General features: G+C 58.0%; 20 protein-coding genes. 10 read left to right on the top strand and 10 right to left on the bottom strand.

Translation table 11 applies throughout. The features are described from left to right. Positions 1–122 precede the first annotated feature (122 nt). Positions 123–1,766, bottom strand: coding sequence for an alpha-glucan family phosphorylase (gene glgP, locus JAO77_RS07540; RefSeq protein WP_198989727.1), 1,644 nt, complete (start codon positions 1,764–1,766; stop codon positions 123–125). A gap of 221 nt (positions 1,767–1,987) precedes the next feature. Here glgP and JAO77_RS07535 point away from each other — a divergent pair, with 221 nt between their 5' ends. The 3 genes from JAO77_RS07535 to JAO77_RS07525 all read left to right on the top strand — a co-directional run bounded on the left by JAO77_RS07535 (position 1,988) and on the right by JAO77_RS07525 (position 7,371). Beyond that, positions 1,988–3,880: an alpha-amylase family glycosyl hydrolase gene (locus tag JAO77_RS07535; RefSeq protein ID WP_198989726.1), complete on the top strand. Its 1,893-nt coding sequence runs from the start codon at positions 1,988–1,990 to the stop codon at positions 3,878–3,880. 9 nt (positions 3,881–3,889) lie between these two features. After that, positions 3,890–5,683 carry an alpha-amylase family glycosyl hydrolase gene (locus tag JAO77_RS07530; RefSeq protein ID WP_198989725.1) on the top strand — a complete coding sequence of 598 codons (1,794 nt, stop codon included), beginning with the start codon at positions 3,890–3,892 and terminating at the stop codon, positions 5,681–5,683. A 200-nt stretch (positions 5,684–5,883) separates the two neighbouring features. Next, positions 5,884–7,371 carry an MFS transporter gene (locus tag JAO77_RS07525; protein ID WP_235998290.1) on the top strand — a complete coding sequence of 496 codons (1,488 nt, stop codon included), beginning with the start codon at positions 5,884–5,886 and terminating at the stop codon, positions 7,369–7,371. A 75-nt stretch (positions 7,372–7,446) separates the two neighbouring features. On the opposite strand, the gene JAO77_RS07520 is transcribed toward JAO77_RS07525, so the two are convergent. The 3 genes from JAO77_RS07520 to ruvX form a co-directional block, all read right to left on the bottom strand. After that, positions 7,447–8,391 (bottom strand): zinc dependent phospholipase C family protein, encoded by a 945-nt coding sequence (locus JAO77_RS07520; protein WP_235998288.1) that lies wholly within the window; start codon positions 8,389–8,391, stop codon positions 7,447–7,449. 202 nt (positions 8,392–8,593) lie between these two features. Further along, positions 8,594–9,214: a peptide deformylase gene (locus JAO77_RS07515; protein WP_198989723.1), complete on the bottom strand. Its 621-nt coding sequence runs from the start codon at positions 9,212–9,214 to the stop codon at positions 8,594–8,596. Beyond that, positions 9,211–9,630 carry a Holliday junction resolvase RuvX gene (gene ruvX / locus JAO77_RS07510; RefSeq protein ID WP_198989722.1) on the bottom strand — a complete coding sequence of 140 codons (420 nt, stop codon included), beginning with the start codon at positions 9,628–9,630 and terminating at the stop codon, positions 9,211–9,213. Before ruvX ends, JAO77_RS07515 begins: the two co-directional genes overlap by 4 nt. Positions 9,631–10,052: 422 nt before the next feature. Between ruvX and JAO77_RS07505 the strand changes: the two genes are divergently transcribed. Next, positions 10,053–11,744, top strand: coding sequence for a S41 family peptidase (locus JAO77_RS07505; protein WP_198989721.1), 1,692 nt, complete (start codon positions 10,053–10,055; stop codon positions 11,742–11,744). Positions 11,745–11,847: 103 nt separating this feature from the next. On the opposite strand, the gene JAO77_RS07500 is transcribed toward JAO77_RS07505, so the two are convergent. Both JAO77_RS07500 and JAO77_RS07495 read right to left on the bottom strand, forming a co-directional pair. Continuing rightward, positions 11,848–12,585 (bottom strand): hypothetical protein, encoded by a 738-nt coding sequence (locus tag JAO77_RS07500; protein WP_198989720.1) that lies wholly within the window; start codon positions 12,583–12,585, stop codon positions 11,848–11,850. 286 nt (positions 12,586–12,871) lie between these two features. Further along, a complete protein-coding gene (locus tag JAO77_RS07495; RefSeq protein WP_235998286.1) occupies positions 12,872–14,407 on the bottom strand; it encodes a hydroxymethylglutaryl-CoA reductase in 1,536 nt (511 codons plus the stop codon). A 341-nt stretch (positions 14,408–14,748) separates the two neighbouring features. Here JAO77_RS07495 and JAO77_RS07490 point away from each other — a divergent pair, with 341 nt between their 5' ends. The 4 genes from JAO77_RS07490 (at position 14,749) to JAO77_RS07475 (ending at position 20,138) form a co-directional block, all read left to right on the top strand. Then, positions 14,749–15,564, top strand: a complete 816-nt coding sequence (locus JAO77_RS07490; protein ID WP_198989718.1) for a phytanoyl-CoA dioxygenase family protein — start codon at positions 14,749–14,751, stop codon at positions 15,562–15,564. Positions 15,565–15,657: 93 nt separating this feature from the next. Then, positions 15,658–16,443 (top strand): SDR family NAD(P)-dependent oxidoreductase, encoded by a 786-nt coding sequence (locus JAO77_RS07485; RefSeq protein ID WP_198989717.1) that lies wholly within the window; start codon positions 15,658–15,660, stop codon positions 16,441–16,443. A 648-nt stretch (positions 16,444–17,091) separates the two neighbouring features. Beyond that, on the top strand, positions 17,092–17,640 hold the full coding sequence (locus tag JAO77_RS07480; protein WP_198989716.1) for a TetR/AcrR family transcriptional regulator: 549 nt from the start codon (positions 17,092–17,094) through the stop codon (positions 17,638–17,640). Positions 17,641–17,954: 314 nt separating this feature from the next. Next, positions 17,955–20,138 carry a bifunctional alpha,alpha-trehalose-phosphate synthase (UDP-forming)/trehalose-phosphatase gene (locus tag JAO77_RS07475; protein WP_198989715.1) on the top strand — a complete coding sequence of 728 codons (2,184 nt, stop codon included), beginning with the start codon at positions 17,955–17,957 and terminating at the stop codon, positions 20,136–20,138. Between the two features lie 86 nt (positions 20,139–20,224). Here the strand turns inward: JAO77_RS07475 and JAO77_RS07470 are convergent, their stop codons facing one another. Together JAO77_RS07470 and JAO77_RS07465 are read right to left on the bottom strand one after the other, a co-directional pair. Next, entirely contained in the window at positions 20,225–22,009 is a 1,785-nt protein-coding gene (locus JAO77_RS07470; RefSeq protein WP_198989714.1) for a glycoside hydrolase family 15 protein, read from the bottom strand. 82 nt (positions 22,010–22,091) lie between these two features. Beyond that, complete coding sequence (locus JAO77_RS07465) at positions 22,092–22,424, bottom strand: winged helix-turn-helix transcriptional regulator (RefSeq protein WP_198989713.1); 333 nt, start codon at positions 22,422–22,424, stop codon at positions 22,092–22,094. A 200-nt stretch (positions 22,425–22,624) separates the two neighbouring features. Between JAO77_RS07465 and JAO77_RS07460 the strand changes: the two genes are divergently transcribed. Continuing rightward, on the top strand, positions 22,625–23,383 hold the full coding sequence (locus tag JAO77_RS07460) for a glucose 1-dehydrogenase (RefSeq protein WP_198989712.1): 759 nt from the start codon (positions 22,625–22,627) through the stop codon (positions 23,381–23,383). 138 nt (positions 23,384–23,521) lie between these two features. Here the strand turns inward: JAO77_RS07460 and JAO77_RS24670 are convergent, their stop codons facing one another. Further along, on the bottom strand, positions 23,522–23,641 hold the full coding sequence (locus tag JAO77_RS24670; protein ID WP_502213806.1) for a T9SS type B sorting domain-containing protein: 120 nt from the start codon (positions 23,639–23,641) through the stop codon (positions 23,522–23,524). 339 nt (positions 23,642–23,980) lie between these two features. Here JAO77_RS24670 and JAO77_RS07455 point away from each other — a divergent pair, with 339 nt between their 5' ends. Then, positions 23,981–25,381, top strand: coding sequence for an MATE family efflux transporter (locus JAO77_RS07455; RefSeq protein ID WP_198989711.1), 1,401 nt, complete (start codon positions 23,981–23,983; stop codon positions 25,379–25,381). A gap of 100 nt (positions 25,382–25,481) precedes the next feature. Here JAO77_RS07455 and JAO77_RS07450 read toward each other — a convergent pair whose 3' ends face one another. Beyond that, the gene (locus JAO77_RS07450; protein ID WP_198989710.1) at positions 25,482–26,186 is read right to left on the bottom strand and encodes a phosphatase PAP2-related protein; all 705 of its coding nucleotides are present in this window, start codon (positions 26,184–26,186) and stop codon (positions 25,482–25,484) included. Positions 26,187–26,336 lie beyond the last annotated feature (150 nt).

Genomic DNA, 26,336 nt, shown 5'->3' with positions numbered 1-26,336 from the left:
ATACGAAAAAAAGCCGCCCAAAGGCGGCTTTTTGGGCAACGCAAAAAAACGAAAGAGAACGAGTCAGCCCAGCGCAGCCGGGCGTATCTGCGAAATCCGTTTAATCCGTTTGAATCTGCGGTCTATTTGTATAGCTGCTCGTAGTACTCTTTGGCCATGCGGCCGCTCTCGAATGTGGGCTCCACGTCTTTCATCGCCGCCTTGCGGATTTTGGTGAATTGCTCAGGCTTATCGTAGTAGAGCGCTACGGCCTTCTCGAGTACGTTGTACAGCGTGTTAGCCTCGATGGTATCCTTCTCATTTTCGGGGAGCGTCTCGTCGGCGTGCTCGATGATGAAGCAGTTTTCGCCGTCTTTGGCGAACTCCGGAATCCAGCCGTCGGCGATGCTCACGCTCACGCAGGCGTTCATGGCGGCGGTCATGCCGCTGGTGCCGCTGGCCTCGCGGGGGTAGCGCGGGGTGTTCAGCCACAGGTCGGACCCCTTTTTGAGCTCGGCGCTCAGCCCTAGCTCGTAGCCGACCAGCACGGCGCAGCGTTTCAAGTCCTTAGTGGTCTTAATGATATTGTTAAAAATATCAATGGCGCCGTGGTCTTTCGGGTAGGGCTTGCCGGCCCAGATAACTTGCACGGGGCGCTCGTCGTTGGTCACGAGCTTCTCAAATTTCTCAAAATCACGCAGGATGAGGTCGGCGCGCTTGTAGGCGGCGAAGCGGCGGGCCCACACGATGGTCAGCACCTCGGGGTCGAGCAGCGTGCCGGTTTGGTCGGCCACGGTCTTGAACAGCTCCTTTTTCAGCTCCTTTTTGCGGGCCAGCAGGGCGGCATCGTCCTTGCCCTTGAGGGCGGCGGCCAGCTGCGGGTCGCGCCAGTAGGTGCCATTTTGGGCGTTGGTGATGGAAATGATGGGGCAGATTCCTTCATAGTGGCCCCACATTTCGTTGGCCACGCGGCCGTGTACCTTGCTCACGCCGTTGGCCTTGCGGGCAAAGCGCAGGGCGGTGAGGGTATAGTTGAGCGAATCGCCTTCCACACGGGCTACCTGTCGAATCTCCTGTTCGGGCACGCCACAGAAGAACGACATTTTCTGGAGCAGCGCCATGGGGTGCTCTTCGTTGCCGGCCAGCTCGGGCGTGTGGGTCGTGAAAACCAGACGCTTCTGCACCTCGCCTAGGTTGCGGCCGTGCTTCTCGTAGAGGTAAAACGCCAGCGGCAGGCCGTGGCCCTCGTTGAGGTGGTAGATGTCGGTTTGGCGACCTAGGACGTCGAGCAGCTTGCCGCCACCAATGCCCAGCAGCATGCTTTGGGCCACGCGAGCAGCCGTGTCCGGGTCGTAGAGGTGGTGCGAAATGGTACGCGAGATAAAGTCATTCTCCTCAATATCAGTGGTGAGGAAGAACATGGGCGCCGTGCCAAACGTCTCGGGCGCCAAGTACAGCGCCTTCACGTGCACCTCGGCATCGTGGATGATGATGGGGAACACGATGCTCGTGTCTTGCAGAAAAGAGTAGTTCTTCTCGATAAAGGCCGGCTTCATGGTTTGGTCGGCATCGCGCACCTGGTCGTAGTAGCCGTAGGTCCACAAAATGCCGATGCCGATGAGGTTTTGCTTGAGCTCGTAGGCCGAGCGCATGTGCGAGCCGGCCAAAAAGCCCAAGCCGCCCGAATACGACTTGAGGGCTTGGTCGAGGGCAAACTCCATCGAGAAGTACGCCACGGGCGTTTTGTACTTGGCGGCTGGCGCGGGGGCCTTAAACTGAAATGCCATAGGGAAAGAATGAAGCAGGTAGCAGCCTGCCGGTTAGGGGTGTTGATGGATGCAAAGGAAAGCTTTGCGCAAGCTTTTGCGCCTACGTATAGATTGGGTTTGGCGACGCAAGTACGGGCAAAAGTTGTTTTCCGAAAACGATTCCGAAGCTGCCTGCCGTACTTTGCCGAGCGGCTAGCTACCTGGCCGATTATCTTTTCGCTTCCCCACTTCCCTACCCTATGTCCCAGCTCTCTTCCTCGCTGCGCACGGCTGCTCTGACCGCCTGCTTGCTGCCCACCATGGCGTGGGCCGGCGCCCCGGCCCCTGGCCCGGCCGCGGCCCCCACTCGCCTCGCTGCTAAGGCTGCACCCATCACCCGCATCGACCCCACCAACTGGTTTGTGGGCATGAAAAATCCTAAGGTGCAGCTGCTGGTAAACGCGCCCGGCATTGCCAGCAGCCAAGTGAGCCTGGCTACTTATCCCGGCGTCACGCTCGATGGATTTCAAAAGCTCGAAAGCCCCAACTACCTGGTGGTGAATCTCACCATCAGCCCGCAGGCGCAGCCCGGCCAGCTCAAGCTTCAGTTTAAGGGTAACAAAAGCTTTACCTACAATTACGAGCTACGCTCGCGCAACCAAGACCCGGCGCGGGTGCAGGGCCTCACCCAGGCCGATTTTATTTACTTCCTGATGCCCGACCGTTTCTCGAACGGCAACCCCAAAAACGACGTGGTGAAGGGTACTCGCGCCCCGCGCATGAGCCGCGACTCGATGTACGCCCGCCACGGCGGCGACCTCAAGGGCATCGAAAACCACTTTGCGTACATCAAGCAGTTGGGCGCCACGGCCATCTGGCCCACGCCCATTATTGAGAACGACATGCCCAAGGCGAGCTACCACGGCTACGCAGTCACGGACTGCTACAAGGTAGACCCACGCTACGGCACCAACCAAGAATACGTGCAGTTTGTGAAAAATGCGCACAACCAGGGGCTTAAGGTGATTCAGGATATCGTGCTCAACCACTGGGGCAGCTACCACCACTTGTTCCTGGATAAGCCGGCGGCCGACTGGTTTCACGCTTTCCCTTCTTTCACACGCTCGAACTACAACGCTTACCCACTCAACGACCCCTACGGCTCGAAGCGTGACTATAAGCTATTCAACGATGGCTGGTTTGACACCTCCATGCCCGATGTCAACCAAGGCAACCCGCTGGTATCTCAGTATTTGATTCAGAATTTCCTGTGGTGGGTCGAGACGACGGGACTCGATGGCTACCGCATCGACACCTACCCCTACTCAGACCCTAAATTCTTGATGGACTGGGGCAAGGCTATTCAGGAGGAGTACCCCAAGCTAGCGCTGTTTGGCGAGGCCTGGGAGGGCACGGAGGCCGAGCAGGCGTTTTTTGCGCAGAATATTTTTCCGCCCGTTAACGGCTTCAAGTCGAACCTGCCGGGTGTGCTCGACTTCCAAATATGCTTCGGCATCAGCGACGCGCTGAATAGCGGCGACCTCACCAAGCTCTATCGCTCCTTGCAGGGCGATTGGATGTACGTGGACGCCACGCGCAACGTGCCCTTCCTCGACAACCACGACATGAGCCGCTTTTATTCCGTCATTGGCGAAGACTTCGCCAAATTTAAGATGGGTATTGCCTGGCTGCTCACTTTGCGCGGCACACCGCAGCTTTACTACGGCACCGAGGTGCTGATGAAGAACTTCTCGGACCCCGATGGCAAGGTGCGTGAGGACTTCCCCGGTGGCTGGGCCGGCGACAAGAAGAACTACTTCGTGTCGCGGCCAGGCCAGGCTGGTGAGGCCTTCGACTACGTGAGCAAGCTGGCGAACTACCGCAAATCGCACCCGGTGCTGTCGAGCGGCAAGCTCATGCAGTTTCTGCCGCAGGATGGCGTGTACACCTATTTCCGCTACAATGACGGGGAGTGCGTGATGGTCATTGCCAACAACACCAAAGAGGAGAAAACGGTGGATGGCACGCGCTATGCGGAGCGCACACAGGGCTTTTCGACTGGAACCGAGGTAGTGAGCGGGGCCGCTATTTCTGACTTGAAGACCCTGAAGGTGCCCGCGCACACAGCTTGGGTGGTAGAATTGCGTAAGTAGACCCTACTTATGAGATTTTTCACCTTAGCGGCCAGCTTGCTGCTGGCCGCTTCAGCCCTTCCGCTCGTGGCCCAGACTCCTAACGACCCGAATACCACCAACGAAACCCCAGTAGATAATAAGCTCATTATCTACCAGATGTTACCGCGGTTATTCGGCAACAAGGTAGCCCTCAACAAAACTTACGGCACTATTCAGGAAAACGGCTGCGGCAAGTTCAACGACATCAACGACCTGGCCCTGACCAAAATAAAGGGCCTAGGCGTGTCGCACGTGTGGTACACCGGCGTGCTCGAACACGCCACCATGACGCCCTACCCCGGCCTGCCCGCCGACGATGCCGACGTGGTGAAAGGTCGCGCCGGCTCGCCCTACGCTATCCGTGACTACTACAACGTGGACCCCGACCTGGCCACCACACCTCAGACCCGCCTCGCCGAGTTTGAGGCCCTCGTGAAGCGCACCCATGCCCACGGCCTCAAGGTTATTATCGACTTCATCCCGAACCATGTAGCCCGCTCTTACAAGTCTACTTCCAAACCTGCCGGTGTAGCAGACCTAGGCGCGAAGGACGACAATACCAAGGCCTTTGCGCCCAACAACAACTTCTACTACGTGCCCGGCAAGCGCTTCGAAGTGCCGGCTGGCTACCAGCCCCTAGGTCCCCTACAAGGCCCGCGCGAAGACCACAAATACGACGAGTTTCCGGCCAAAGCCACCGGCAACGATGTGTTTACGGCCGCGCCCACCGTCGATGACTGGTTTGAAACCATTAAGCTCAACTACGGCGTCGATTATCAGAATGGCCGCAAAACCTACTTTGAGCCAGTACCCGATACCTGGCTCAAGATGAAGGACATCCTAGTGTTCTGGGCCAAGAAGAACGTCGATGGCTTCCGCTGCGACATGGCCGAGATGGTACCCGTCGAGTTTTGGGCCTGGGTTATTCCGCAGATAAAGCAGGTACGTCCCGGCATCGTTTTCATCGGTGAGGCTTATAACCCCAAGGAATACGGCACTTACTTCACCAAGGGCCACTTCGATTTTCTCTACGACAAAGTGGGCCTCTACGACGGCCTGCGCCGCCTGATGCGCCAGGAAGGCAATACCGAGGACATCACCCACGTCTGGAAAACCGAGAGCCGCGGCTACGGCTCGCAGATGCTGCGCTTCCTGGAAAACCATGATGAGCAGCGTATTGCCTCCAAGGAATTTGCTACCGACCCGCGCCGCGCTATCCCGGCCATGACTGTGTCGGCCACCCTAGGTTCGGGACCCGTGATGCTCTACATGGGCCAGGACGTGGCCGAGCCCGCCCACGGCGTACCCGGCTTTAACACCGGCGACGGCCGCACCACGCTCTTCGACTACTGGGGCATGCCCGAGCACCAGAAATGGATGAACCAAGGCAAGTTTGACGGCGCCAAGCTGAGCCCGGCCCAGAAGCAACTACACGACTTCTACAAGCGCCTGCTGACGCTGGCGGGCAGCAGCGAGGCCATCCGTAAGGGCCAGTTCTACGAGCTGCAGGATGCCAACAACCTCAGCAAGGAGTACGACCAGCACAAGCTCTACGCCTTCTTGCGCTACACGGCGGGCCAAAAGGTGCTGGTAGTGGTCAATTTCAGCGACACCCAGACTTACCGCCCTATCCTGCTCCTCCCGAACGAGGTGCAGCAGCGCCTAGGCCTCGACCCCAAGCGCCCGCACACCTACCGCGACCTGCTGAATGGCGGCGAACCCCAAACCGACCTCAAGCTGACCTTGGCCCCGCTGGCGGCTATGGTGTTGGAAATCAAATAACGTTCGTCATGTTGAGCGCAGCAAAGCAGCTAGTGTAGCGCAGTAAAACCAAACGCTAGAAATTACTGCACCACGCGAGATACTTCGGACTTCGCTGCGCTTCGCTCAGCTTGACAGGCATCATTCTTACCGTTTTCTGAATCGATTTCGGTGCTTACCTTTCTAGACTAAATATCCCACCCTATCCCCGTTTTCTTCCAATGGCAGGCTCCGGCGTCACCATCGATAACCCTCATCTGCGGGCTAAGCCGCGCCTCAGCTTCTGGCAAATCTGGAACATGAGCTTCGGCTTCCTAGGTATCCAGTTTGGCTTCGCGCTGCAAAATGGCAACATGAGCCGCATCTTCGAAACGATGGGTGCCAAGGAGGATGAGCTAGCCTTTTTGTGGCTGGCGGCGCCGGCTACTGGGCTTATTGTGCAGCCCATTGTAGGTTATTTTTCTGACCGTACTTGGAGCTCACGCTGGGGGCGCCGGCGGCCTTATTTCCTGATAGGCGCCATTTTGGCTTCGCTGGCATTACTGCTGGTTCCTCACGTATCGGCATTATGGATGGCGGCTGGGATGCTGTGGATTATGGACGCCAGCATCAACATTTCAATGGAGCCTTTTCGGGCGCTGGTAGGTGACTTACTACCTAGCAATCAGCGCACCGCAGGCTTTGGCTTCCAAACGTTTTTCATTGGTATCGGAGCGGTGGTAGGCTCGCTACTACCCGTTATCTATTCCAAGCTGGTAGGCTTTTCCAACACAGCTCCGGCAGGGCATATTTCCCCGGCTCTTACGTATGCCTTCTACACTGGGGGCGCTGTGTTTTTTGTTGCTGTCCTTTATACCGTACTTACCACTCGCGAATACCCGCCGGTAGATATGGCCGAGTTTGAGGCTGAAAAACAACGCACTGGTGGTTTTTGGGCAGGTATTAAAGCTTCCTTTGCTGGCGTAGCTGACATGCCTCGCACGATGCGTCAGTTGGCGGTCGTTCAGTTTTTTAGCTGGTTAGCGCTGTTCTCAATGTGGATTTATGCCACTTCTGCCATCACGCACTACGTATACCACACCAACGACCCAACCTCTAAGCTTTACAATGAGGGGGCCGACTGGTGGAACGTATGCCAGTCGGTATACAATGGTGTATCAGCCTTAGCAGCTCTCACACTACCTATCATAGCGCGGGCTACGAGCCGCCGCGCCACGCATCTCATTTGCCTTACAGCAGGCGGCCTAGGGCTTATTTCCATTTACTTCATTGGCAATTACCCTATCGACAGCTACTTGCCGGCTGTCAACTTATTTGGCTTTACGATACATTTGCGCACGGTGGATGGTCTATTGCTATTACCCATGATTGGGGTGGGCTTTGCCTGGGCTAGCATCCTATCGATTCCCTATGCCATGTTGGCCGGCGCGCTGCCCTCCAACAAAATGGGCTACTACATGGGCGTGTTCAACTTCTTTATCGTGCTGCCCCAGATGCTAGCCAGCGTTACCCTAGGTTTCTTCACCAAGCAAGTGTTCGGTGGTAACTCGGCCCTCACGCTAGTCCTAGGTGGCTGCTCGATGATACTCTCGGGCCTACTCACTCTGCGCGTGCACGACGCCGACGACATTCGCCTGCCCAACAACCTGACGCCCGCCGAAAACCTCGCCTACGAAGCCTCGCTAGCCGACGCCAACCCGAATGTTTAAAACCGATTGTCGTGCAGAGCGTAACGAAGCATAATAGTCGTACTGAAAAGCGCCGGCCTACCAGTCGGCGCTTTTTTATTCCTCGTGGCCTGGAATGGCGACCACTGGCGCGGCTGCGGCTTCCCGGCGCTCCCGCTCTATTTCTAGCTGCTCCGCTTCCGAGGGCTGCTGGTCCATCTCGGTCAGGTCGGGTTGGCCGGCATCGACCCAGCAGGTATACCAGAACGCCCCAATGAGCCGCGCCGCGTAGCGCAACTGGCGTTCTACCTGCCCATTGAGCCGCTGATGATACGCCTGGCTAAACTCGCGCGAGTAGGTGCGTATGGTCTGCCGGCCGCGCTGTTCATAGCCGTACTTGCGGTCTTCGGTAAGCTCGGCCGTAAGCTGGCGCTCCATTGTGAACACTGAGTCGAGGGCCGCGTGGGCGTGCTCCACGGCCAGCCAAGCGGCTTCAGTGGGGTTATCCAGGTAAGGCGCTTGCCCCGTCAGCAGGTCGTAGTTCATGCCGTTCAACTCGGGCAGGCGCGACTCCCAGAGCGCGTGGATGCCGCGCTGGTTGGTAAGCTGGCCATTGTAGTTGCGGGTGGTGTGCAGGGGCACGCAGGCATCGGCCACGTAGTGCCCTAGGTCGGCCGACAGGTGCAAAATGCGGTCGGTGTCGCGGTCGCGGAAGGCGGCCGTAAGCTGGCCCTTCATGCGCGCCACCTGCCAGGGCACGATGCCGTGGCGCAGTAGCGAGTCTTCGCCGCCCACCAGTGCCACCGCGTCGGCATAGGCGCGGGGCAGGCCTCGGCCGTGGCGCGTGAGGGCGCTGTCGCCGTAAGCATCTACATCCAGAAAGTGGCGCGGGGCCTCGGTGGGCACCACCGTGCGGCGCGAGTCGGGCCGCGTGGCATTGTTAGTCAGGTAGTCGATGTTGGCCTTAAAAAACGGCAGCATCTCAGGCGGCAGCGTGTACACCGCCAGCCGATTGAGCAGCCGGTGCCCGTAGAAGCCCCAGGCGCGAGCAGGGCTAGGCAAGCTCAAAAGCAGTCCTAGTATTAAAAGCCAGTAGTAGCGGTTCTTCACGCTACTAAATTACGTGCAGCACGCAGGCTTACAATGCGTTTCTCTATCTTACTCCTACTTACTACGCCGCAAGCCGCGTAACCGGTAAAACGCAAAAAGCTGGCATACCCCGAAGGATATACCAGCTTTGTTGACCTAGGAACTAGCAGAGCGCTTAGCGCCGTCCGCTAGTCGGGAATTTCATGCGGTAGTCGTGCCGCACATCACCCTTACTGATGCGGGCGAGCTTACCTTTCAGCAATTGCTTTTTGAAGGCCGATAGCTTGTCGGTGAACAAGATACCTTCTAGGTGGTCGTACTCGTGCTGGATGATGCGGGCGGCCATGCCGCTGAAGGCCTCCTCGTGCACCTGGCGATTTTCATCTTCGTAGCGCAGCACGATGTCGGGGCAGCGCATCACGTTTTCGCGCACGCCTGGTATGCTCAGGCAGCCTTCCTCAAAGCCCCACTGCTCGCCAGTTTCGCTCAGCATCTGGGGGTTGATGAAGGCGCGCTTTACGGGTACTTCGGCCGGGGCAGCCTGGGTAGCGGCATCGAGCGGCTCGGTAGTTGATTCATCATCTTCAGGCTCCACCATGGGGGTCGAGTCCATCACAAATAGGCGGATGCCTTTGCCAATCTGGGGCGCGGCTAGGCCTACACCGCTGGCCGAGTACATCGTTTCAAACATATCCTGCACCAGCTGGCTCAGCTCAGCGGTGGGCAGGTCGGCAGGCAGGTCTTTGGCGCGGGTCTTCAAGACCTGGTCGCCTACTGCAACAATCGGGTAAATCATTGGCTTAACGGTGATTCTAAAAAAGACTGAAGAATAAGGGTAGCGCTCACCTTGTCGACGGTAGCCTTATCCTGGCGGGCTTTGCGGCCCAGGCCACCTGCCAGCATGGCCTGCTTGGCGAGGAGCGAAGTAAAGCGCTCGTCCATTTCGTGCACGGGCACATCGGGCAGTTCGCGGCGCAAGCGGCGGAGCAGTCCCACCACGGCGCTGGTCGAGTCGGTGGGCTCGTTGAGCAGCGTGCGCGGCATGCCTACCACGATGGCCCGCAGTGGTTCGCGCTGGTGGTAAGCCAGCACAAACGCCACCAAATCCTTGCTGTGGATGGTGTCGAGCGGCGTGGCAATCATGCCGAGCGGGTCCGTCACGGCGAGGCCCACGCGCTTGTGGCCGTAATCAATGGCGAGGGTGCGGGCCATGCCGAAAAGAGCAAAAATGGAAAAACAGTGGCTACTACTAGCCTCTCGCAAAGATACGGCGGCTAGCTCCCCTAGGTGCCAACGGCAACTCGTTGGACGAGGCAAATGCGCATCAATTTGTGGCTCTTCGTACGGTACAAAAAAGGCTGTGACATTAATTGATTTCAAACCTTCCACTGTCTATTTTTTATAATTTTAATCATAAAACAAACAGCATAAAATCACCTTACTTGAAGATAAGTAAATTGAATTTTTATCTAAATAATCAATATTAATTGCCACTTACCTAGAAAAACATATCACTAATCATATAAATAGACGTGACACCTATTACAGCTATAGCAAGCCCCCAAAAATTGTATTAGCTTTGATAATAGGCTCGCCCTATCCGATTGATTTAACGCTATAATTCTACTTCTCTCATGGCCGCTTTGCCGCCAGTTCTGCCTTCTTCTCAGCGCTCAGCCACGGAGCCGTCCGTACGTCCTTTTGGCGTGCGGTGGCGCTGGGCACTGCTGCTGATGCTGGCATTTGGCAGCGGCCTGCTAGTGGCTAGCAACCCATTCAGGCCCTCGTCGGAAAACCCGGCGGGCACGGCCCGGGCCTACCTGCGCTTCAAGGAAATTCTGAGCTATGTAGACCGCGACTACGTGGATTCGGCCGATACGGAGGGTCTCACGGACTACGCTGTAGCGCGCATGCTCGAAAAGCTTGACCCCCACTCGGTATATCTGCCTGCCAACGAACGGGAGAAGGCTGATGCTTTCCTGAAAAGCAGCTTCGAGGGGGTAGGCCTGGACTTCTATTTCTTCCGGGATACGGCCACCGTATCATCGACCCTGCGTAGCGGCCCGGCTGAAGAAGCTGGCGTGCGCCTAGGTGACCAACTTTTGCGCGTGGGCACTAAAGAGGTAGCCGGCGCGCACCTCACCAGCAGCCAACTCACGGCGCTACTGCGCGGTGCTCGCAGCAGTGCTGTGGTGCTGACCGTGCAGCGCCCCGGCCAGCCCGAGCCGCTGAGCTTTACGGTGATGCGCCGCCGCCTGCCTAACCCTTCGGTAGAACCTGGCGCTATCCTGGCCGACCAGCAAACGGGCTACCTCAAGGTTAACCGCTTTGCGGGCAGCACCTACGACGAATTTAAAAAGGAACTCGATGGCTTGCGCCGCCAGGGTATGACGCGCTTGGTGCTTGACCTGCGCGGCAACCCCGGCGGCTACCTAGACCGCGCCACACGCATGGCCGACGAGTTTATCGCAGGCTCGCGCAAGCTGGTGTATACCGATGGCAAGGGCGAGCAATACGACACCCAGACCTACGCCCACGTGCCCGGCGATTGGGAGCACGGCCCGCTGGTAGTGCTGGTAGACGAGAATAGCGCCTCGGCCGCTGAGGTGCTGGCCGGCGCCCTGCAAGACCACGACCGTGCCCTGCTGGTGGGCCGCCGCACCTTTGGCAAGGGCTTGGTGCAACAGCCCATTGCGCTGCAAGATGGCGGCGAGTTGCGCCTCACCATTGCCCGCTATTATACGCCCGCTGGCCGCTGCATTCAGAAGCCCTACGGCGCCGACGCCAATGCCTACCAGCACGAGGTAGCCGAGCGCCAAAAGCACGGCGAGCTCACCTCGGCCGATAGCGTGCCGGTAGCCAAAGAGCTGCGCTTTCTCACCGACCACGGCCGGGCGGTGTACGGTGGCGGTGGCATTGTGCCCGATGTCTTTGTGGCCCGGGATACATTACTAAACTCGTCTTATTTCACGCACCTCTGCCGCCGCGGTGTGCTACGTGCCTACGCTTTAGCTTACTATCAGCGCCATAAGGCTGAGCTAGCTGCGCTGCGCCCGGCGCAGTACCAAGCCGCGTTTCAGCTCGCCGATGCCGAGCTAGCGGGCGTGGGGCGCCTAGGTCAGCTGGCTGGCTTACCGGCGGGCGGGGCGGCTCTGCGGCACTGCGCCCCGCTGGTGCGCCACTACGTTAAGGCTTATGTAGCGCAGAGCGCCTATGGCCCCGAAGCCGCCCGCGCCGTACTGCGCGAAGACGATACCGAGCTGCAGCAAGCCCTGCAAGCTGTGAAAGATGATACCGCGCTGGTAGCACTTCTACATCAATCGTAGGAAAAAGCAGGTGGGGCGCTTCCTATATAAGTGAAGCTAGTAGTGCTACCTAGGGCGCTTTTGGGTGGCGCGCCACACCGACACAGGCTGCCTAGGGTGCCTGCTACTCCTGCACCACCGCAATACGATTGTAGTAGTCGAGTAGCCGTGCTACATCATCGGCTTGCTCAAAATGAAGGTTGTAGAGCATGGAGTATGCCCGCACCTGAGGAGCCCGCTCGCCGCACAGCCGTAGCACGGCCGCCTGGCTAAGCTCAAGCGGCCGAAGCACCGCTTTCTGGTCGTAGCCAGGGCCAGCCAGCACTTGAGCGGGCGTAGCAGCCGTGGCAGGCAGCAGCGCCAGCACCAGGGGGCCGGTATCGGTGCAGGTCAGGCTTTCTACGGCCTCGCGGCGAGTGCCCCAACGACCAGGGCGCACCAGGCGCGTCCGAAAGCGGCGCTTGCCCATTGGGGCTTCCGGGTGGCGCAGCGTAAGTGCGAGCGAAGCGGGCAGGTCAGCTGTTTCGGGATACAGGCCCCGGATTTCGCGCCGAGCAGAAGCTTCGGCACTGTCGGCCTGCGCAAAAAGCATGGCGGCTAGCGAGTCGGGCTGCGCGGCGCTAGGTTGGTTTTGGGTAGCCAGTTGGTAGTCACCCACCAAACGTAAGCTACCAAGCTCCTGCACGTACAGCGTGATGCCGCTTTTAGGCTTACTTGCCGGGGCTTTCAGCGTGCGAGCTGAGGCAACGCTGGCTTTCGACGTGCTACGCCCTGTCTTAGCCTGCTTTGGGTGCTCGCTGTTTGCATAGGCCCGCGAGCCTACACCTAGCGTTAGCAGACAAGCGAGTAGATAGCGAATCATAACAGCTACTAAAGTGAAACACAGCGTACTGATGCGATTCAAAATTAAGCAGTTAATAGTAGTTTTTTGCGATAAATAATAAGATTTACAATAGAATTATATCTGAAATACCCTACCTAAAAAGCAGCTATTGGTTTTAAATAGCTGAGCACCGAACCACTAAGGGCACCATAAGACACGGTTAGCACACGAAACCAATATCAGATTAATGCTATACAAAAGCCAGCCCCCCATAGGGTAGCTGGCCAGTTTCATACATAGGGGCTTACCCAGTTCTAGTTTGGAGCTAGCGGTTGCGCCCGTACTGCTCGTGGCTGCTTACCCAGTCGCTACTCGAAATGGCAGCACCTAGGCTAAGCTCGCCGGCCAGTACGACACCGGCTACTATTTCCGCAAACTTGTTTACTGTGCCTTGGCCTACGCAGCCCAGCATACGCAGGCATTCGTTTTGGGTAGCAAGGCCCGTGCCGCCGCCATAAGTGGCCACAATGAGCGAAGGGATGGTGATATTCAGGTATAAATCTCCTTCCGGAGTCACCTCAGAGTACAGCACTCCCGCCGACGATTCGCTGACGTTGGCCACGTCTTGGCCAGTGGCGATGAAAAGGGCCGTGATGCCATTGGCCGAGTGCGCACCATTATTGTTAGCCCCCGACAAAAAAGCTCCTACGTTGCTAACCTGCCCGTGGTAAGCTAGTTGCTCGGGCGTCACGCGCAGGCGCTGCTGCAAGATGTCGCGCCTCACTGTGGCCTCGGCCACCACGCGCTTGCCGCGCGTGCGCATCACGTTGATTTGCGAAGCCTTCTTATCAGTAGCAAAATTTGACTCTAAGTAGAAGTGCCGGATGGGTGCTCCGGGGTAGTGCTCCAGTATCCAGGAGCACGCCGCGAAGGTGGCGCGCCCCACCATATTCTGCCCCGCCGCATCGCCGGTCGAGTAGTTAAAGCGCAGGTAGGCAAACTTGTTGCTCAGGTAAGTATCAATATACTGCAGCTTGGCAACCCGCGAGGTGCTTTCGGCTTCGGGCCTAATCTGCGGCAGGCTGTCGGCCACCCAGCGCCCAAAATCGCGTGCGCCGCGGGCATCGTCGAACACAAACACCGGTGCCCGCTGCATGGCATCGCCGATGACGGTGCACTTTACGCCCCCGCACAGGTTCAGAGCCTGCATACCGCGGTTGTAGCTCGCCACCAGGGTGCCCTCGGTGGTAGCGAGCGGAATCAGGAATTCGCCTTGCGCGTGCTCACCATCTACCAGCAGCGGGCCGGCCAGGCCCACCGGTACCTGGGCCACTCCCACAAAGCTCTCGCAGTTGCCCTGCAAGTCGTGCGGGTCAAAAGAATACTGCTTTAGGTGCTTGTACTGCTGCCCCGTAAAGTCTTCTGCAAATTGCTGCCGGGCCTGAATAGCGGCCGCCGCGTAGTCGTCGCCCTCGGCCCGCGGAATGCGCACACGGCCATCCTGGCTCGCAACAGCATCTTCCACTTCCACGCTCAGCTCGCCAAAAGCATCGGTGCTGAACTGCACGCGCAGCCGGTGCATGCCCGCTGCCAAGGGCGGCGTATCCAGCAAAAACGTGAGCACCTGCCCCACCGGTAGGTTAAGTGGCCCGTCGGCACCTAGGGCGGTGGCCGGGCGCACGTCGCCCCCGCCTAGGTCAAGGCGGATGCTGGCCGTGGGCACTACTACATCGTCGAGCTGCACCTGCTTCACACTGGTTAATCGCACCGTGTCAAGCCGGTTTTTGATACTGAAAGCCACCCCAGCGCCATCGGGCTGATTGTGCAAGCTGCCGCGGGTGTACAGGAGCTTTAAAAGCATCGGGCTTGGCGTGAATACCATAGGTGTAGGCAAGAGAATGAGTACGGTGAAAAGAGCAGCTAAAATGCGAACCTAGCAGCCCAGCCAGCTATACTAGGTCGGTCAACTACGCATTTCTGGTGATACAGACCAGCTAATTGGGGGTAAATACTAAAAGATAGCAGTTTTTACTCAAAATAAAGAGGCCACCAGCGCAACCCTAGCGCCTCCTCCCGGTTAATAGGCACCTTATGTCGCGTTCGTTGGCATTTACTTCACCCGCTAGCCACTAGACGGGCCGTATCTTTGCCTTTTCAATTGACTTTTTCGACGGCGAATTACTCGCTGGCGGCATGTCCCCTATGGCGTCTTTATCCGATTATCCCCGCTTCACCCTCGGTGCCGAATTAACCCAGGAGCAACGGGCTTTTTTTGCTAAATACGGGTTTTTGCACTTCCGCCCGTTTGCTTCGCCCGACCAGGTGCAAGCCTATTTGAAAGCTACCCAAGATGTGCAGCACAATTGGCTGGCCAACAAGGTAGAGAAAGTAAATGGCGTGCCCATCAAGTATGGCAAGGACGTGGATGGCTCGCCCATTGTACAGCGCTTTGCCTTTGCCTCGCAGCACAGCCCCGTGCTGCACGAGCTGCTGCAAGACAAGCGCTTTGAGGCGCTGTTTCCGCTGCTCGAAACGCCCGGCGGCCGAGTAGGCGAAAACGAGCGCGACGGCTTAGTGGTCAACCACTATGTCAACGTGGAAGGCTCTGAGTTCTCGCAGATGGGCTGGCACACCGACTCGCTGCGCGACGTATTCTACGGCAAGCGCATTCGGCCTATGCTCAACGTGGGCCTGCACCTCGACGGCACCAAAGCCACCAACGGCGGCTTGCGCGTTATTCCGGGTACACACCGCCAGGGCATCGGCAAGATGCTCTTCCGTAAGAAGTACTATAAGGATGTGTACTACGACCCCAATGAAGTGGCCGTAGAAACCGAGCCCGGCGACCTCACCGTGCACGATGGCCGCATGTGGCACCGCGTGGCCCAGTCGCCACTGGTCGGGCCCGAGTCGCGCCGCCGGGTGATGTACGTACCTATCATTGGTGGCAAGTACCAGCCCAAGAGCGAGGAAAGCCCTACCCCCTTCTATTTGCGCTTTTTACACCTAGTAAAGTAAAGAGTAGTGCATTTAGGTAGTGGGCGCAATACTGTTCGATAAGGAGAACGGTGTTGCGCCCACTATTTATTAGCGCTAGTTCTACCCTTCCCTATGCCCACTGCCCTTATCACCGGAGCATCACGCGGTATTGGCCGCGAACTGGCCCTAGGTCTAGCCCGGCGAGGCTACGACCTGCTACTGGTAGCCCGCTCCGAAAACCAGTTGCAAACGTTGGCCGACGAGGTGCAAGCCACCCACCAGCGGCAAGCCCAGGTGCTAGCCCTCGACCTTACTGAGCTCACTGCCGCTAGCCAGGTAGCCACCTGGGCTAGCCAGCATGCCCCCAGCGGACTCGCCGTATTAGTAAACAACGCCGGCTATGGCCTATGGGGCCGCTTCGAGCAGCTAAACCTAGAGGAGCAGCTCAATATGCTGCAGCTCAACCTCACGCTGCCAGTGCAACTCACCTATGCGCTGCTGCCTCAGCTGCGGCAGGCATCGCGCGGGTATATCCTCAATGTGGCTAGCACGGCTGCCTACCAAGCTGTGCCCTCGCTCACGGTGTATGCGGCTAGCAAGGCCTTTGTGCTGAGCTTTAGCCGGGGGCTGCGCTACGAGTTGAAGGATACAAGTATCTCCGTTACATGCCTGAGCCCTGGGGCTACTACCACCGACTTTACGAGCCGCGCCGGCATGGGCGCCGAGCTGCAAGCTGTAGCTAATAAAGTATCCATGACGCCGGCCGCCGTAGCTGCAGCCGGGCTGCAGGCCCTTTTTGCAGGTGAGACAGAATTTATTCCCGGCGTCCTCAATAAGGTATCGGCTGGCCTTACCGGAGTAGTGCCTAAAGGCTTGGTAGAAAAGATAGCAGCTGGCATCTACGAAAAGTATTTGTAAGCCATCGCTCACCTATTGGAAGCCCAGCGCACTCCTCCTAGGGGAGTACGCTGGGCTTTATCATTAAATTATTTTTATTTGCAATATGACAAAATTTTATACATTAGATTATACGGTTGTAAAACAGTGTTTTATAATCTAAAAAATAGAGTAAGTGTCCACTTACTAGAAAAAAGTAAGCTACCACTTACTCATGTTATGATTTCTGTCGTAATATTGCTCCCACTAACGGCTAGGGCTTCCCACCCAGCTAGCCACACACACTCTTCTACTCTTCCGGTCGTTGTTCCCACCCCGCCCGGACCCACTCTCACTCTACTTTTTACTTCTGTTCGGCCGTTGCTCCCACCCCGTCCGAATGCGTTTTTTGCACACTCTCTGTTCTAGTTATCCGGTCGTTGTTCCCACCCCGCCCGGACGCACAACTTCTGCACTGGCACCTAGCCTCTACAGACACTGAAAGTTGCTCCGCCGGCCGATTTGGTTTTTTCCAAATCGGCCGGTTTCCGTTTAAGCCTACCTGCCCGAGAAACGCTGCATGCCGCCGACTTTAAGCATATCTGCGTATTCTTGCCGAACTTGCACCCGAATTACTAAGTTTTGAGAGTTGCTTGGCACTCGCCAACACTTTCCTCTAGCATTATCCCCATGATTACCCGCCGCCAACACATTGCCAACGTGGCGTTGCAGCTGTTTGGGGAGAAGGGTTTTGACAATACTTCGACCCAGGCCGTTGCGAAAGCAGCAGCCGTATCGGAAGCCCTGATTTTCAAGCATTTTGGTTCCAAAGACCAGCTCCTGGATTTTATTATCAAGAGCGGTTACCAACGTATTATTGAGCACAACCGGGGCGGTATGCTCGAAACCGACCCGCTCGCTTTCATCCATAGCGTCATCGACCTGCCCTATAAGATGGTGCAGGAAGAGCCCTATTTCTGGAAGCTGCAATATCGCCTAGCCGACTACGAAACCGCACGCCAGCAACATGAGCGTTTTATGCGGCCTGTGCCAGCGCGCTTGCAGTCGGCCTTTGCCCAGCTCGGCTACGCTGACCCCGAAAAGGAAACGCAACTGCTGCTGCTGCTCATCGAAGCACTCTGGAAAATTGAGGCCAACAAAACAGATGAGCACGTGCGCGACATGCTGGATTTCATCAAGCGCAAATACCAGACACAAGTAGCTAGCGCCAATTCGTAGCGTAGCGCGCCATCTTCATGCTGTTGATTGGTTAAAGGCCTTTGCTTGCCTAAGAAGCGACCTAGGGGCCGTGAGAGGCTTCGTGCTGTTGGGTATCAGTAACAAATTTAGGCGGCCTAGGTAAGGCGCTGGCTCGTTAAGTAGCCCGCGCCTTACCTAGGCCGCCTTTGGCTTAGAAAGCTGGTTATACTTGGCCAAATAAGCTCCTGTTTGTGAGCTGGCGCGTAGGAAAGTGAGGAGTGAGGATAGGGTAAAAATGCCTTTTTGGTGAATTATCCCGTAAGCCAAAGGGTTTACTATCCTTTGCCTTACTTATGTCAAGAACCTTAATCGTCTCTAACCGCCTTCCTACTAAAGTCCTGCGTACCGACGAAGGCCTCACGTTTCAGCCCAGCGAAGGCGGACTGGCTACGGGCCTAGGGTCTATCTATCGCCAGGGCGATAACTTGTGGATAGGCTGGCCGGGACTATTTGTGCAGGACGAAGCCGAGGAAAAGCATATCCGCACCGAACTGCGGGCTGATAATATGGCCCCAGTGTTCTTAACCGAGAATGAAATTCGGGATTTTTACGAAGGCTTCAGTAATTCTACGCTCTGGCCTACCTTCCATTACTTCAGTGAGTTTGCCACCTACGAGCAGAGCCACTGGGAGGCATATGTAGCCGTAAACGAGAAGTTTTGCGAGGCCGTGCTGGCCCAGGCTGGCCCAGAAGACACTATTTGGGTACACGATTACCAGCTGCTGCTGCTGCCCGAAATGCTGCGCAAGGCACGCCCTGAGGCGGCCATCGGCTTCTTCTTGCACATCCCTTTCCCATCACAGGAAATTATCCGGGTGCTGCCTTGGCGCAGTGAGCTAATACGCGGTATGCTGGGAGCCGACCTCATTGGCTTCCATACCTTTGGTTACTTGCGCCACTTCTTGAGCGCGGTATCACACCTCCTAGGTCTATCGGCCCAGAACGGACAGATTGATACGCCCACTCGCTCGGTGCGCGTCGATGCATTTCCGATGGGCATTGACTATCAGCGTTATGCTGTGGCGGCGGCTTCGGAAGAAGCTAAAAAGCACGTAGAAGAATATAAGGAGGCAATGCGCGACACCCGCGTTATTCTCTCCATCGACCGGCTCGATTATACCAAGGGCATTGCCCAGCGGCTGCGCGCCTTCGATTTGCTATTGCAGCGCTACCCTGAGTGGCGCGGGCAAGTAAGCCTCGTGATGCTAGTAGTACCCTCGCGCGACCAAGTGCCGCAGTATGCTTCTCTCAAAGAAGAGATTGACGAATTGGTAGGCCGCATCAACTCGCAGTACCGCACCATTGGCTGGAACCCGATTCAGTATTTCTACCGCTCACTACCGCTAGAGGAACTGGCCGCACTTTACCGCTTGGCCGAAGTGGCCCTGGTAACGCCCATGCGCGATGGCATGAACCTCGTAGCAAAGGAATTCATTGCCAGCAAGCTCGACCAGCGTGGGGTGCTAATTCTCAGCGAGCGCGCCGGTGCGGCCCGCGAGCTGTCGGATGCCATTCTTATCAACCCTACCGACATCAACCAGCTGGTAGAGGCCATGCACGATGCCTTGGTGATGCCCGACGAAGAGCAGGCCACCCGCCTAAAGGCCATGCAGGCGCTGGTAAAGCGCTACAACGTATTCTCCTGGACCAAGCTGTTTATGAACCAGCTGGCTTACACCAAAATGAAGCAACACACCCTCGCCACCGAAATGCTGACGGCTAGCGCCACTACCCAACTACTAGCCGACTTCAAGGCGGCGGCCGGCCAGCAACGGCTGCTGTTGCTCGACTACGATGGCACACTGGTGCCTTTCCACCCTAACCCGCAGTTGGCTCGGCCCGGCGAGGAACTGCGCCTACTGCTGCGCGCCCTGAGCGAGCTGCCCGACACGCGGGTGGTCATCATCAGCGGGCGCGACCGCACTACGCTTTCTAATTGGCTGGGTGACCTACCAATCGATTTTATTGCCGAGCACGGCGTGTGGCTGCGCACGGCGGGCGAAGACTGGCAGCTTTTCCAGCCCCTGCGCAATGACTGGAAACGCGAGATGCGCCCGGTGCTAGAGCTGTACGTGGCCCGCACCGCCGGCTCATTTATTGAAGAGAAGGACTACTCGCTGGTGTGGCACTACCGCCGCGCCGACGCCGACCTAGGCGAGGTGCGCGCCCGCGAAATGATGAGCCACCTCTCTTTCATGACCGCCAACACCGACTTGCAAGTACTGGAAGGCAATAAGGTAGTCGAAATCAAAAACGCGGGGCTCAACAAAGGCACCGCCGCTGCCCGCTGGCTTGAGCGCTACTCCCCGGCTTTTACGCTGGCCTTGGGCGACGACCGCACCGACGAAGATACCTTCCGGGCCATGCCGCCCGAAGCTTACACAGTGCGCATAGGTACAGATGCCCGCTCGCTGGCGCGCTTCCACTTGGCCGCACCCAGCGATGTGCGGCAGCTGCTGCGCAAGCTGCTAAGCTAGCCTCGCCCTAGGTAGGTAATACATTAAAAAAGCCGTGCGAAATCTATTTCGCACGGCTTTTTTAATGGATATAAGTGACCCAACTTTTAGCTCACGAAGTTGGGGCGGTCCAGCTTTTTGGCAATGCGGTAGGCGGCATTCACCAAGCCCACGTGGCTGTAGGCTTGCGGGAAGTTGCCCCACTGCGAGCCGGTTTTGGCGTCCACGTCTTCCGAAAGCAGCCCTAGGTGGTTGGCGTAGGAGATGAGGTGCTCAAACTCCCGAATGGCATCGTCGAGGCGACCCACACAGGCCAGGGCCTCCACGTACCAGAACGAGCAAATGAGGAAGGTCGTTTCGGGCGTACCAAAGTCGTCGGGGTGGCGATAACGGTAGAAAAGGCCTTCAGGCGTTTTTAGCTCTTTCTCCAGCTCCACGAGGTGGTGCTTGGCTTTTTCAGAAGCCGGGTCGAGGTAGCCCATCGTGATGAGCTGGATAGTGCTGGCGTCGAAGTCAGTCGAGCCGATGGCATTTGCATAGGCGCCGCGCTCAGGATAAAAGCACTGCTCGATGCGGTTTTCAGCTTCTTGCAGCAGGCGCGTAGCAAACTCTTCGAGGAGCACGTCGCCGTGCTGCCGGGCCACCTGGCGGGCGGCGTGGCTGCCGGCCCAGTGAAAAAGGTAGGTATAGCAGTGCTTCTGGGCAATGTGCCGGAACTCCCACAGGCCAGCATCGGGCTGGTCCATGGTGGCCTCGATGAGGCGCAGGCACTCCTCCACTAAGCTCAAGGGCGCAGCGCGCTCGGGGTCGCGGAAGCGGCAGTCGGTGTAAAGCGGCAGTAGCGCTACCAGCACTTGGCCATACACGTCGTTTTGGATGTGGGTGTAGGCGTCGTTGCCGATGCGCACGGGCTGGTTGCCTAGGTAGCCGGCCAGCGGCAGTTCGGTTTCGGTGAGGGTAGCCTGCCCCCCAATGCCGTAGAGCGGCTGGTACTTGCCTACCACCTTGGTCGAGATGTTGGCGATGTACTGGAAGTATCGCTCAATCTCTTCAAAGTGACCGATGTTGTTGAAGGCCGTGAGTGTATAGTAGGTATCACGCATCCAGCAGTAGCGGTAGTCCCAGTTGCGGGTGCTGCCGGGGGCCTCGGGCAGGCTAGTGGTGCTGGCCGCAATGATGGCACCGGTGTCTTCGTACTGGTGAATCTTGAGGGCCAGCGCCGAGCGGATAACCTGCGTCTGGTGGAAGTTACCAATACTAGTGCTCTTCACCCAGTTGCGCCAGTAGCCTTCCGTGTTAAGCAAGAAGCGCTCGGCTGTGCTCTCTAGGGGCGCTTCGAGCGGCGCGCCGTAGGTGAGCACCAGGTACTTGGTTTCGTTGAGGGCAAAATCTTCCTCATCGAGCACGTAGGTGAGGGGAATATTGGTGGTGAGGCGAATTTCTTCCTCTAGCCCCAGAAAGGCAATGTGGTTGGAGCTGCGGCGGCGCGTCAGCTCCTGCTCACCGTACTGGCCCACCGGGCGGCAGGCTACCCGCACGCGGGGCGCCCCGGTCAAGGGCTCCACTTTCCGAATAAGCATCAGCGGCTTGTAGTACCGCTCGTACTGCAAAAAGCGTGGCGCGAAGTCGGTAACACGGTAGCTGCCCTCGGGGGTGGTGATGGTCGTGCTGAGCACGTTGGTGTTAGTGAGGTAGCGCTGCTCGGACGTAAAGTCTGCGTCAACGGGCTTGATGCTGTATTCGCCGCCCTTTTGCTCGTCGAGCAGCGGGCCAAACACGAAGCTGCTATCGAAGCGGGGCCAGCAAAGCCAGCGCACGGCCGTATCGGTGCCGATAAGGGCCAGAAAGGCACAGTTGCCAATCACGCCCATGTCATAGGTATGCTTTATCATAAGAAGGAGGAGCCCCGGCTACGCACCGGGCGGGTAGTAGCGGGGTGTACCTCATTCGGGCGGCCGGGGTTATACCTAGGGCCTACTCGACGGCCGCAGGTGTCGGCGCGGCGCTATGCCAAGCGCATAGCTGCTCCAAGATGGGCAGCAGCGCCTGCCCATACGGCGTGAGCGAATACTCAACACGGGGCGGCAGCTCGGCAAAGGCCTCGCGTCGCACCACGCCGTCTTCTTCTAGCTCCTTGAGCTGCTCGGTAAGCACCTTGCGCGAGATGAGCGGCATGCGCTGCGCCAGCTGCCCAAAGCGCCGATGCTGCGTGAGGTGCGAAATAATAATGAGTTTCCATTTGCCACCCAGCACGCCCATGGTGCGGGTTACGGAGCAAGTAGAGGTGCAAAAAGCAGCGTCGCGCATAGGGCAGAAAAGCTGGTACGATACAAAGGTGCGCTGCCCGAACGCCAGCACCAGCCGGGCGTGGGGCGTCCGGCGGGCCTTCCACAACCGTTAGTTACGGCGACGTAACCAGTTTGTGAGGCAAAATGATTGCCAATAGTAACTTGTAGTAACCATTGATAGTTCCTTGCCGAAACCAACCCAAAATTATTCATTTTGACATGGAAACTTCTCAAAAACTGGCCGGCAAAGTAGCGCTCATTACTGGTGGCACTGCTGGCATCGGCCTTGCCACGGCCCAGCGCTTCGTGGCCGAAGGCGCATTCGTATTCATTACCGGGCGGCGGCAGGCTGAGCTCGATGCGGCGGTGCACACACTCGGCGACCAAGCTTTTGGCATCCAGGGTGACGTGAGCCATTTAGCTGACCTCGACCGGGCCATTGCTACTATTCAGGAGCAAAAAGGTCGCCTTGACGTACTGTTTGCCAACGCGGGCATTGCCGAGCTTTCGCCCCTCGACGCCGTCACGGAGGCCCAGTACGACCGGCAGTTCGACATCAATGTAAAAGGCACTTTCTTCACAGTGCAAAAGGCACTACCTCTGTTGCCCGACGGGGCCGCTATCGTGTTGATGTCGTCTATCGTGGGCATAAAGGGATTTGAGAGCAACAGCGTATACAGCGCCACTAAGGCCGCCATCCGCTCGCTGGCCCGCACGCTGACTGCCGACCTTAAGGCGCGTCGCATCCGGGTGAACGCCATTAGCCCCGGCCCTATCGAAACGCCCGCGCTCAATGCGGTAACTAGCTCGCCCGAGCAGACCGCGCAGTTTAAGGCACAGCTGGTGAGTGTCATGCCGCTGGGTCGCATCGGCGACGCCGACGAAATTGCCAAAGCCGTAGTTTTTCTGGCTTCGGACGACAGCAGCTACGTAACCGGCGCTGAGCTGTTTGTAGATGGCGGCCTAGCGCAGATTTAGCGCCATGCCTTAGCTGAGGTATTCGGCGCCTAGGTCACAAAAAGGCCGCTGCTCCGGGCTTGGAGTAGCGGCCTTTTTTGTGACCTAGGATAAATTAAGACGCCTCCATCGAGACTAACGCTACACAACACTAGCCGCTTAGCGCACCAGCTTCACCCAGCCCTTAACGGTGGTGCAGCCGGGTACCCGCAGCAGGTAGTAGTAAGTGCCTCCTGGGATGCCTGCACCGGTCCAGTCGTGCGCGTAGGTTCTTAGCACCACTTAAAGCTTAGATTAATTTTTCTTTTGGTGAATTACCTAGGAGACAGGCGATACCGAAAGGTCATGCAGCGCGCAGCGAAGCATCTCGCGTGGTGCAGTAAATCCTCACGCCAACAACGAAGCGAGCAAGATGCTTCGCTACGCGCTGCATGACCTTTCGGTAATTATCGTCCTTTCTCTAGGAGACACTGTATTCGGCTCATACAGACTGAATGCTTATACATTAGCACCTGCAGCATTGCCGTGCGGCTTTGCAGCCGTGTTGGCTATCAGCTTCTCGCCAGCCGGTCTTCTCCGTGCAGCCTAGCCAAGGTGTACGCCGTACTAAGAGGGCTTATGAATCCTACTGCCGCTCGCCCTAGTCTCACCGAAGGCCCCATTCTAAAATCGCTGCTCACGCTGGCCCTACCCATTGTGTTTGGCAACCTGCTTCAGACCGGCTACCAGCTTGTGGATGCCTACTGGGTGGGCCGGCTGGGGGCCAATGCAGTGGCCGCCGTGGCGGTGTGCTTCCCCATCAACTTCCTGCTGGTGGCCCTAGGGTCGGGGTTTTCGGTGGCCGGCTCGGTGCTGGTAGCCCAAAATTTTGGGGCGCGCAATTTGAAAATGGTCAACCACGTGGCGGCGCAGTCGCTGGTGCTAGAAACGGCTCTGGCGCTGGTGCTCACAGTGGGGGCCTATGCGGCATCGCCGCTTATTCTGCGCCTTTTCGGGGTAGGCAATGACATCTTCGACCTAGCCAATTCGTTCCAGCGGGTACTGATGCTGGGGCTGGTATTCAACTTTGGCTTCCTCATGTTTCAGGCCCTGATGCGGGGCGTGGGTGAGGTACGCATCCCACTTTACATCAACATCGGCACGCTGGCACTCAACTTTGCCCTCGACCCGCTTTTGATTGATGGCTGGGGACCGGTGCCCGCCTTCGGCGTGGCTGGGGCGGCCTGGGCCACGCTCACTACCCAGGTGCTGAGCTTTGGTATTGGCCTAGCGGTGCTGCTGCGCGGCAAGTCAGGCATTCGGCTCAGCTTTCAGGGCTTCCGGCCCGACTGGGCGCTCATGAGCCGCTCGGTGCGGCTGGGGTTGCCTTCGTCGGTCGACCTCTCGGCCCGCGCCCTGGGGCTGTCGATGATGACGGGGCTAGCCGCAGCTTTTGGCACCACCGTGCTGGCCACATATGGTATCGGGTCGCGCATCTTGGCCCTAGGTATCATTCCGGCGCTGGGCATCTCGCTGGCATGCTCTACACTGGTGGCCCAAAACATCGGGGCCCGTAATCTGCCCCGCGCCCGCCAAACGGCCAACTATGCCATCGGGCTCAGCTTCACGGGCCTGCTGCTGGTGGGAGCGGCCGGGTGGCTGGCCGCCGAGCCGTTGGTACGCTTTTTCTTGAAGGGCGACGAGGCCGTGACACGCGATGCCGTCGAGTTTGTGCGCATTGCGGTGGGCAGCCTGTGCTTCACGGGGGTGCAGCAGTGCATCTCGGGCGCGCTGCGCGGGGCCGGCAATACCCTAGGGGCCATGGTGCTGACTATCATTGGGGTGTGGGGCCTGCAATTTCCGGTGGCGTGGTACCTGTCGCGGCACACGGCGCTGGGCTTCCACGGCCTCTGGTGGTCGTTTGTGGTAGCCAATGTACTGTCGGCGCTGCTGGCTGGCGTATGGTACCTGCGCGGCCAGTGGCTGCGCGAAAAATTGACTCCTGCTCCAGCTCCCGCGCCAGTGGCTGAATCAGCCTAAGTAAGCTGCTATAATCGAGTCGCTTTAAAAGAGAACCGCCGGACAGCAGTGCTATCCGGCGGTTCTGTTGCTTTAATCTTTTACGTTGTCGAAGCACCACCTAGGCGTTGCTTTCTGCCGTGGGCCGCACCACAAAGCCAGCCACCCAATAAGCTAGAGCGGCAAAGAAGGGCGCTGCCAGCACGTCGTAGCTGTAGTGCACGCGCTGCACTACCACTAGCAAGCCTACCAGCATGGCCACTACGGCCAGCGCCCCGCGCCACCAGCGGCCGCGCACGGCCAGCGCCAACAGCACCACTGTAGAGGTGTGCCCCGAGAAAAACAAGTCTTTCGTAATGGCCTCGCTAGCCTCGGTGTGGAACACGAGCGCCAGGAAGGGGTCGGGCATCGGCACCAGGTCGAGGGGCGGGGCTAGCGGCACCAGCCAGATGGTGGCCATGCGCAACAACAGCAGCACGAGGTAGCCCCACAGGCCCCGCAGAAACAGGTGCGGCTGGCGCGTCAGCCAGCCCATGGCGGCCAGCACGCTGCCATACATGAGCGCGAACACCGGCACGGCCACATCGTGGCGCGGCACCAGGGCAAGCAGTGGGTCGATGGCTACTGACCCCGGTCGCTGCTGAATGTATAGAAAGAAGCCTGGCACCAGCGACAGCAGCACCACAAACAGCAAAGCCAGCACCAGCCAGCTGCGCCGAAAAGCGGGCTGCGCTAGGGCCTGCCCCCAGCGGCCGTCGTCTACCGCCGGCGAGCCAGCAGGAGTGCGAGCGAGCGAACGAGTAGAAACGAGCGGAAAAACACGCATAAATACCGTTAGGAAAAGAACTTAATCTCTGTGAGCCTGCAAAAATAAGCACCATCGTGGCCCCGATAGCAGCTAGGGTATAACAAGGCACTGCAAAAGCAATGTTCCGGCCAAGTTATTTTTTGGTTAGGCTTACAGGGCGGCAAGGCT

This window comes from Hymenobacter sp. BT559 (assembly GCF_016427535.1).
GTDB lineage: Bacteria > Bacteroidota > Bacteroidia > Cytophagales > Hymenobacteraceae > Hymenobacter.
Note: the sequence above shows the minus strand (reverse complement) of the source record. Positions and strands in the feature narration are given on the sequence as shown.

What these genes read in the sequence shown, in the direction of transcription:
- JAO77_RS07505 (WP_198989721.1), top strand. Translation starts at nt 10,053, where the DNA reads ATGGCCGCTTTGCCGCCAGTTCTGCCTTCTTCTCAGCGCTCAGCCACG.
- glgP (WP_198989727.1), bottom strand. Translation starts at nt 1,766, where the DNA reads ATGGCATTTCAGTTTAAGGCCCCCGCGCCAGCCGCCAAGTACAAAACG.
- JAO77_RS07490 (WP_198989718.1), top strand. Translation starts at nt 14,749, where the DNA reads ATGGCGTCTTTATCCGATTATCCCCGCTTCACCCTCGGTGCCGAATTA.
- JAO77_RS07460 (WP_198989712.1), top strand. Translation starts at nt 22,625, where the DNA reads ATGGAAACTTCTCAAAAACTGGCCGGCAAAGTAGCGCTCATTACTGGT.
- JAO77_RS07530 (WP_198989725.1), top strand. Translation starts at nt 3,890, where the DNA reads ATGAGATTTTTCACCTTAGCGGCCAGCTTGCTGCTGGCCGCTTCAGCC.
- JAO77_RS07535 (WP_198989726.1), top strand. Translation starts at nt 1,988, where the DNA reads ATGTCCCAGCTCTCTTCCTCGCTGCGCACGGCTGCTCTGACCGCCTGC.
- JAO77_RS07465 (WP_198989713.1), bottom strand. Translation starts at nt 22,424, where the DNA reads ATGCGCGACGCTGCTTTTTGCACCTCTACTTGCTCCGTAACCCGCACC.
- ruvX (WP_198989722.1), bottom strand. Translation starts at nt 9,630, where the DNA reads ATGGCCCGCACCCTCGCCATTGATTACGGCCACAAGCGCGTGGGCCTC.
- JAO77_RS07470 (WP_198989714.1), bottom strand. Translation starts at nt 22,009, where the DNA reads ATGATAAAGCATACCTATGACATGGGCGTGATTGGCAACTGTGCCTTT.
- JAO77_RS07500 (WP_198989720.1), bottom strand. Translation starts at nt 12,585, where the DNA reads ATGATTCGCTATCTACTCGCTTGTCTGCTAACGCTAGGTGTAGGCTCG.
- JAO77_RS07515 (WP_198989723.1), bottom strand. Translation starts at nt 9,214, where the DNA reads ATGATTTACCCGATTGTTGCAGTAGGCGACCAGGTCTTGAAGACCCGC.
- JAO77_RS07475 (WP_198989715.1), top strand. Translation starts at nt 17,955, where the DNA reads ATGTCAAGAACCTTAATCGTCTCTAACCGCCTTCCTACTAAAGTCCTG.
- JAO77_RS07525 (WP_235998290.1), top strand. Translation starts at nt 5,884, where the DNA reads ATGGCAGGCTCCGGCGTCACCATCGATAACCCTCATCTGCGGGCTAAG.
- JAO77_RS07480 (WP_198989716.1), top strand. Translation starts at nt 17,092, where the DNA reads ATGATTACCCGCCGCCAACACATTGCCAACGTGGCGTTGCAGCTGTTT.
- JAO77_RS07450 (WP_198989710.1), bottom strand. Translation starts at nt 26,186, where the DNA reads ATGCGTGTTTTTCCGCTCGTTTCTACTCGTTCGCTCGCTCGCACTCCT.
- JAO77_RS07495 (WP_235998286.1), bottom strand. Translation starts at nt 14,407, where the DNA reads ATGCTTTTAAAGCTCCTGTACACCCGCGGCAGCTTGCACAATCAGCCC.
- JAO77_RS07455 (WP_198989711.1), top strand. Translation starts at nt 23,981, where the DNA reads ATGAATCCTACTGCCGCTCGCCCTAGTCTCACCGAAGGCCCCATTCTA.
- JAO77_RS07485 (WP_198989717.1), top strand. Translation starts at nt 15,658, where the DNA reads ATGCCCACTGCCCTTATCACCGGAGCATCACGCGGTATTGGCCGCGAA.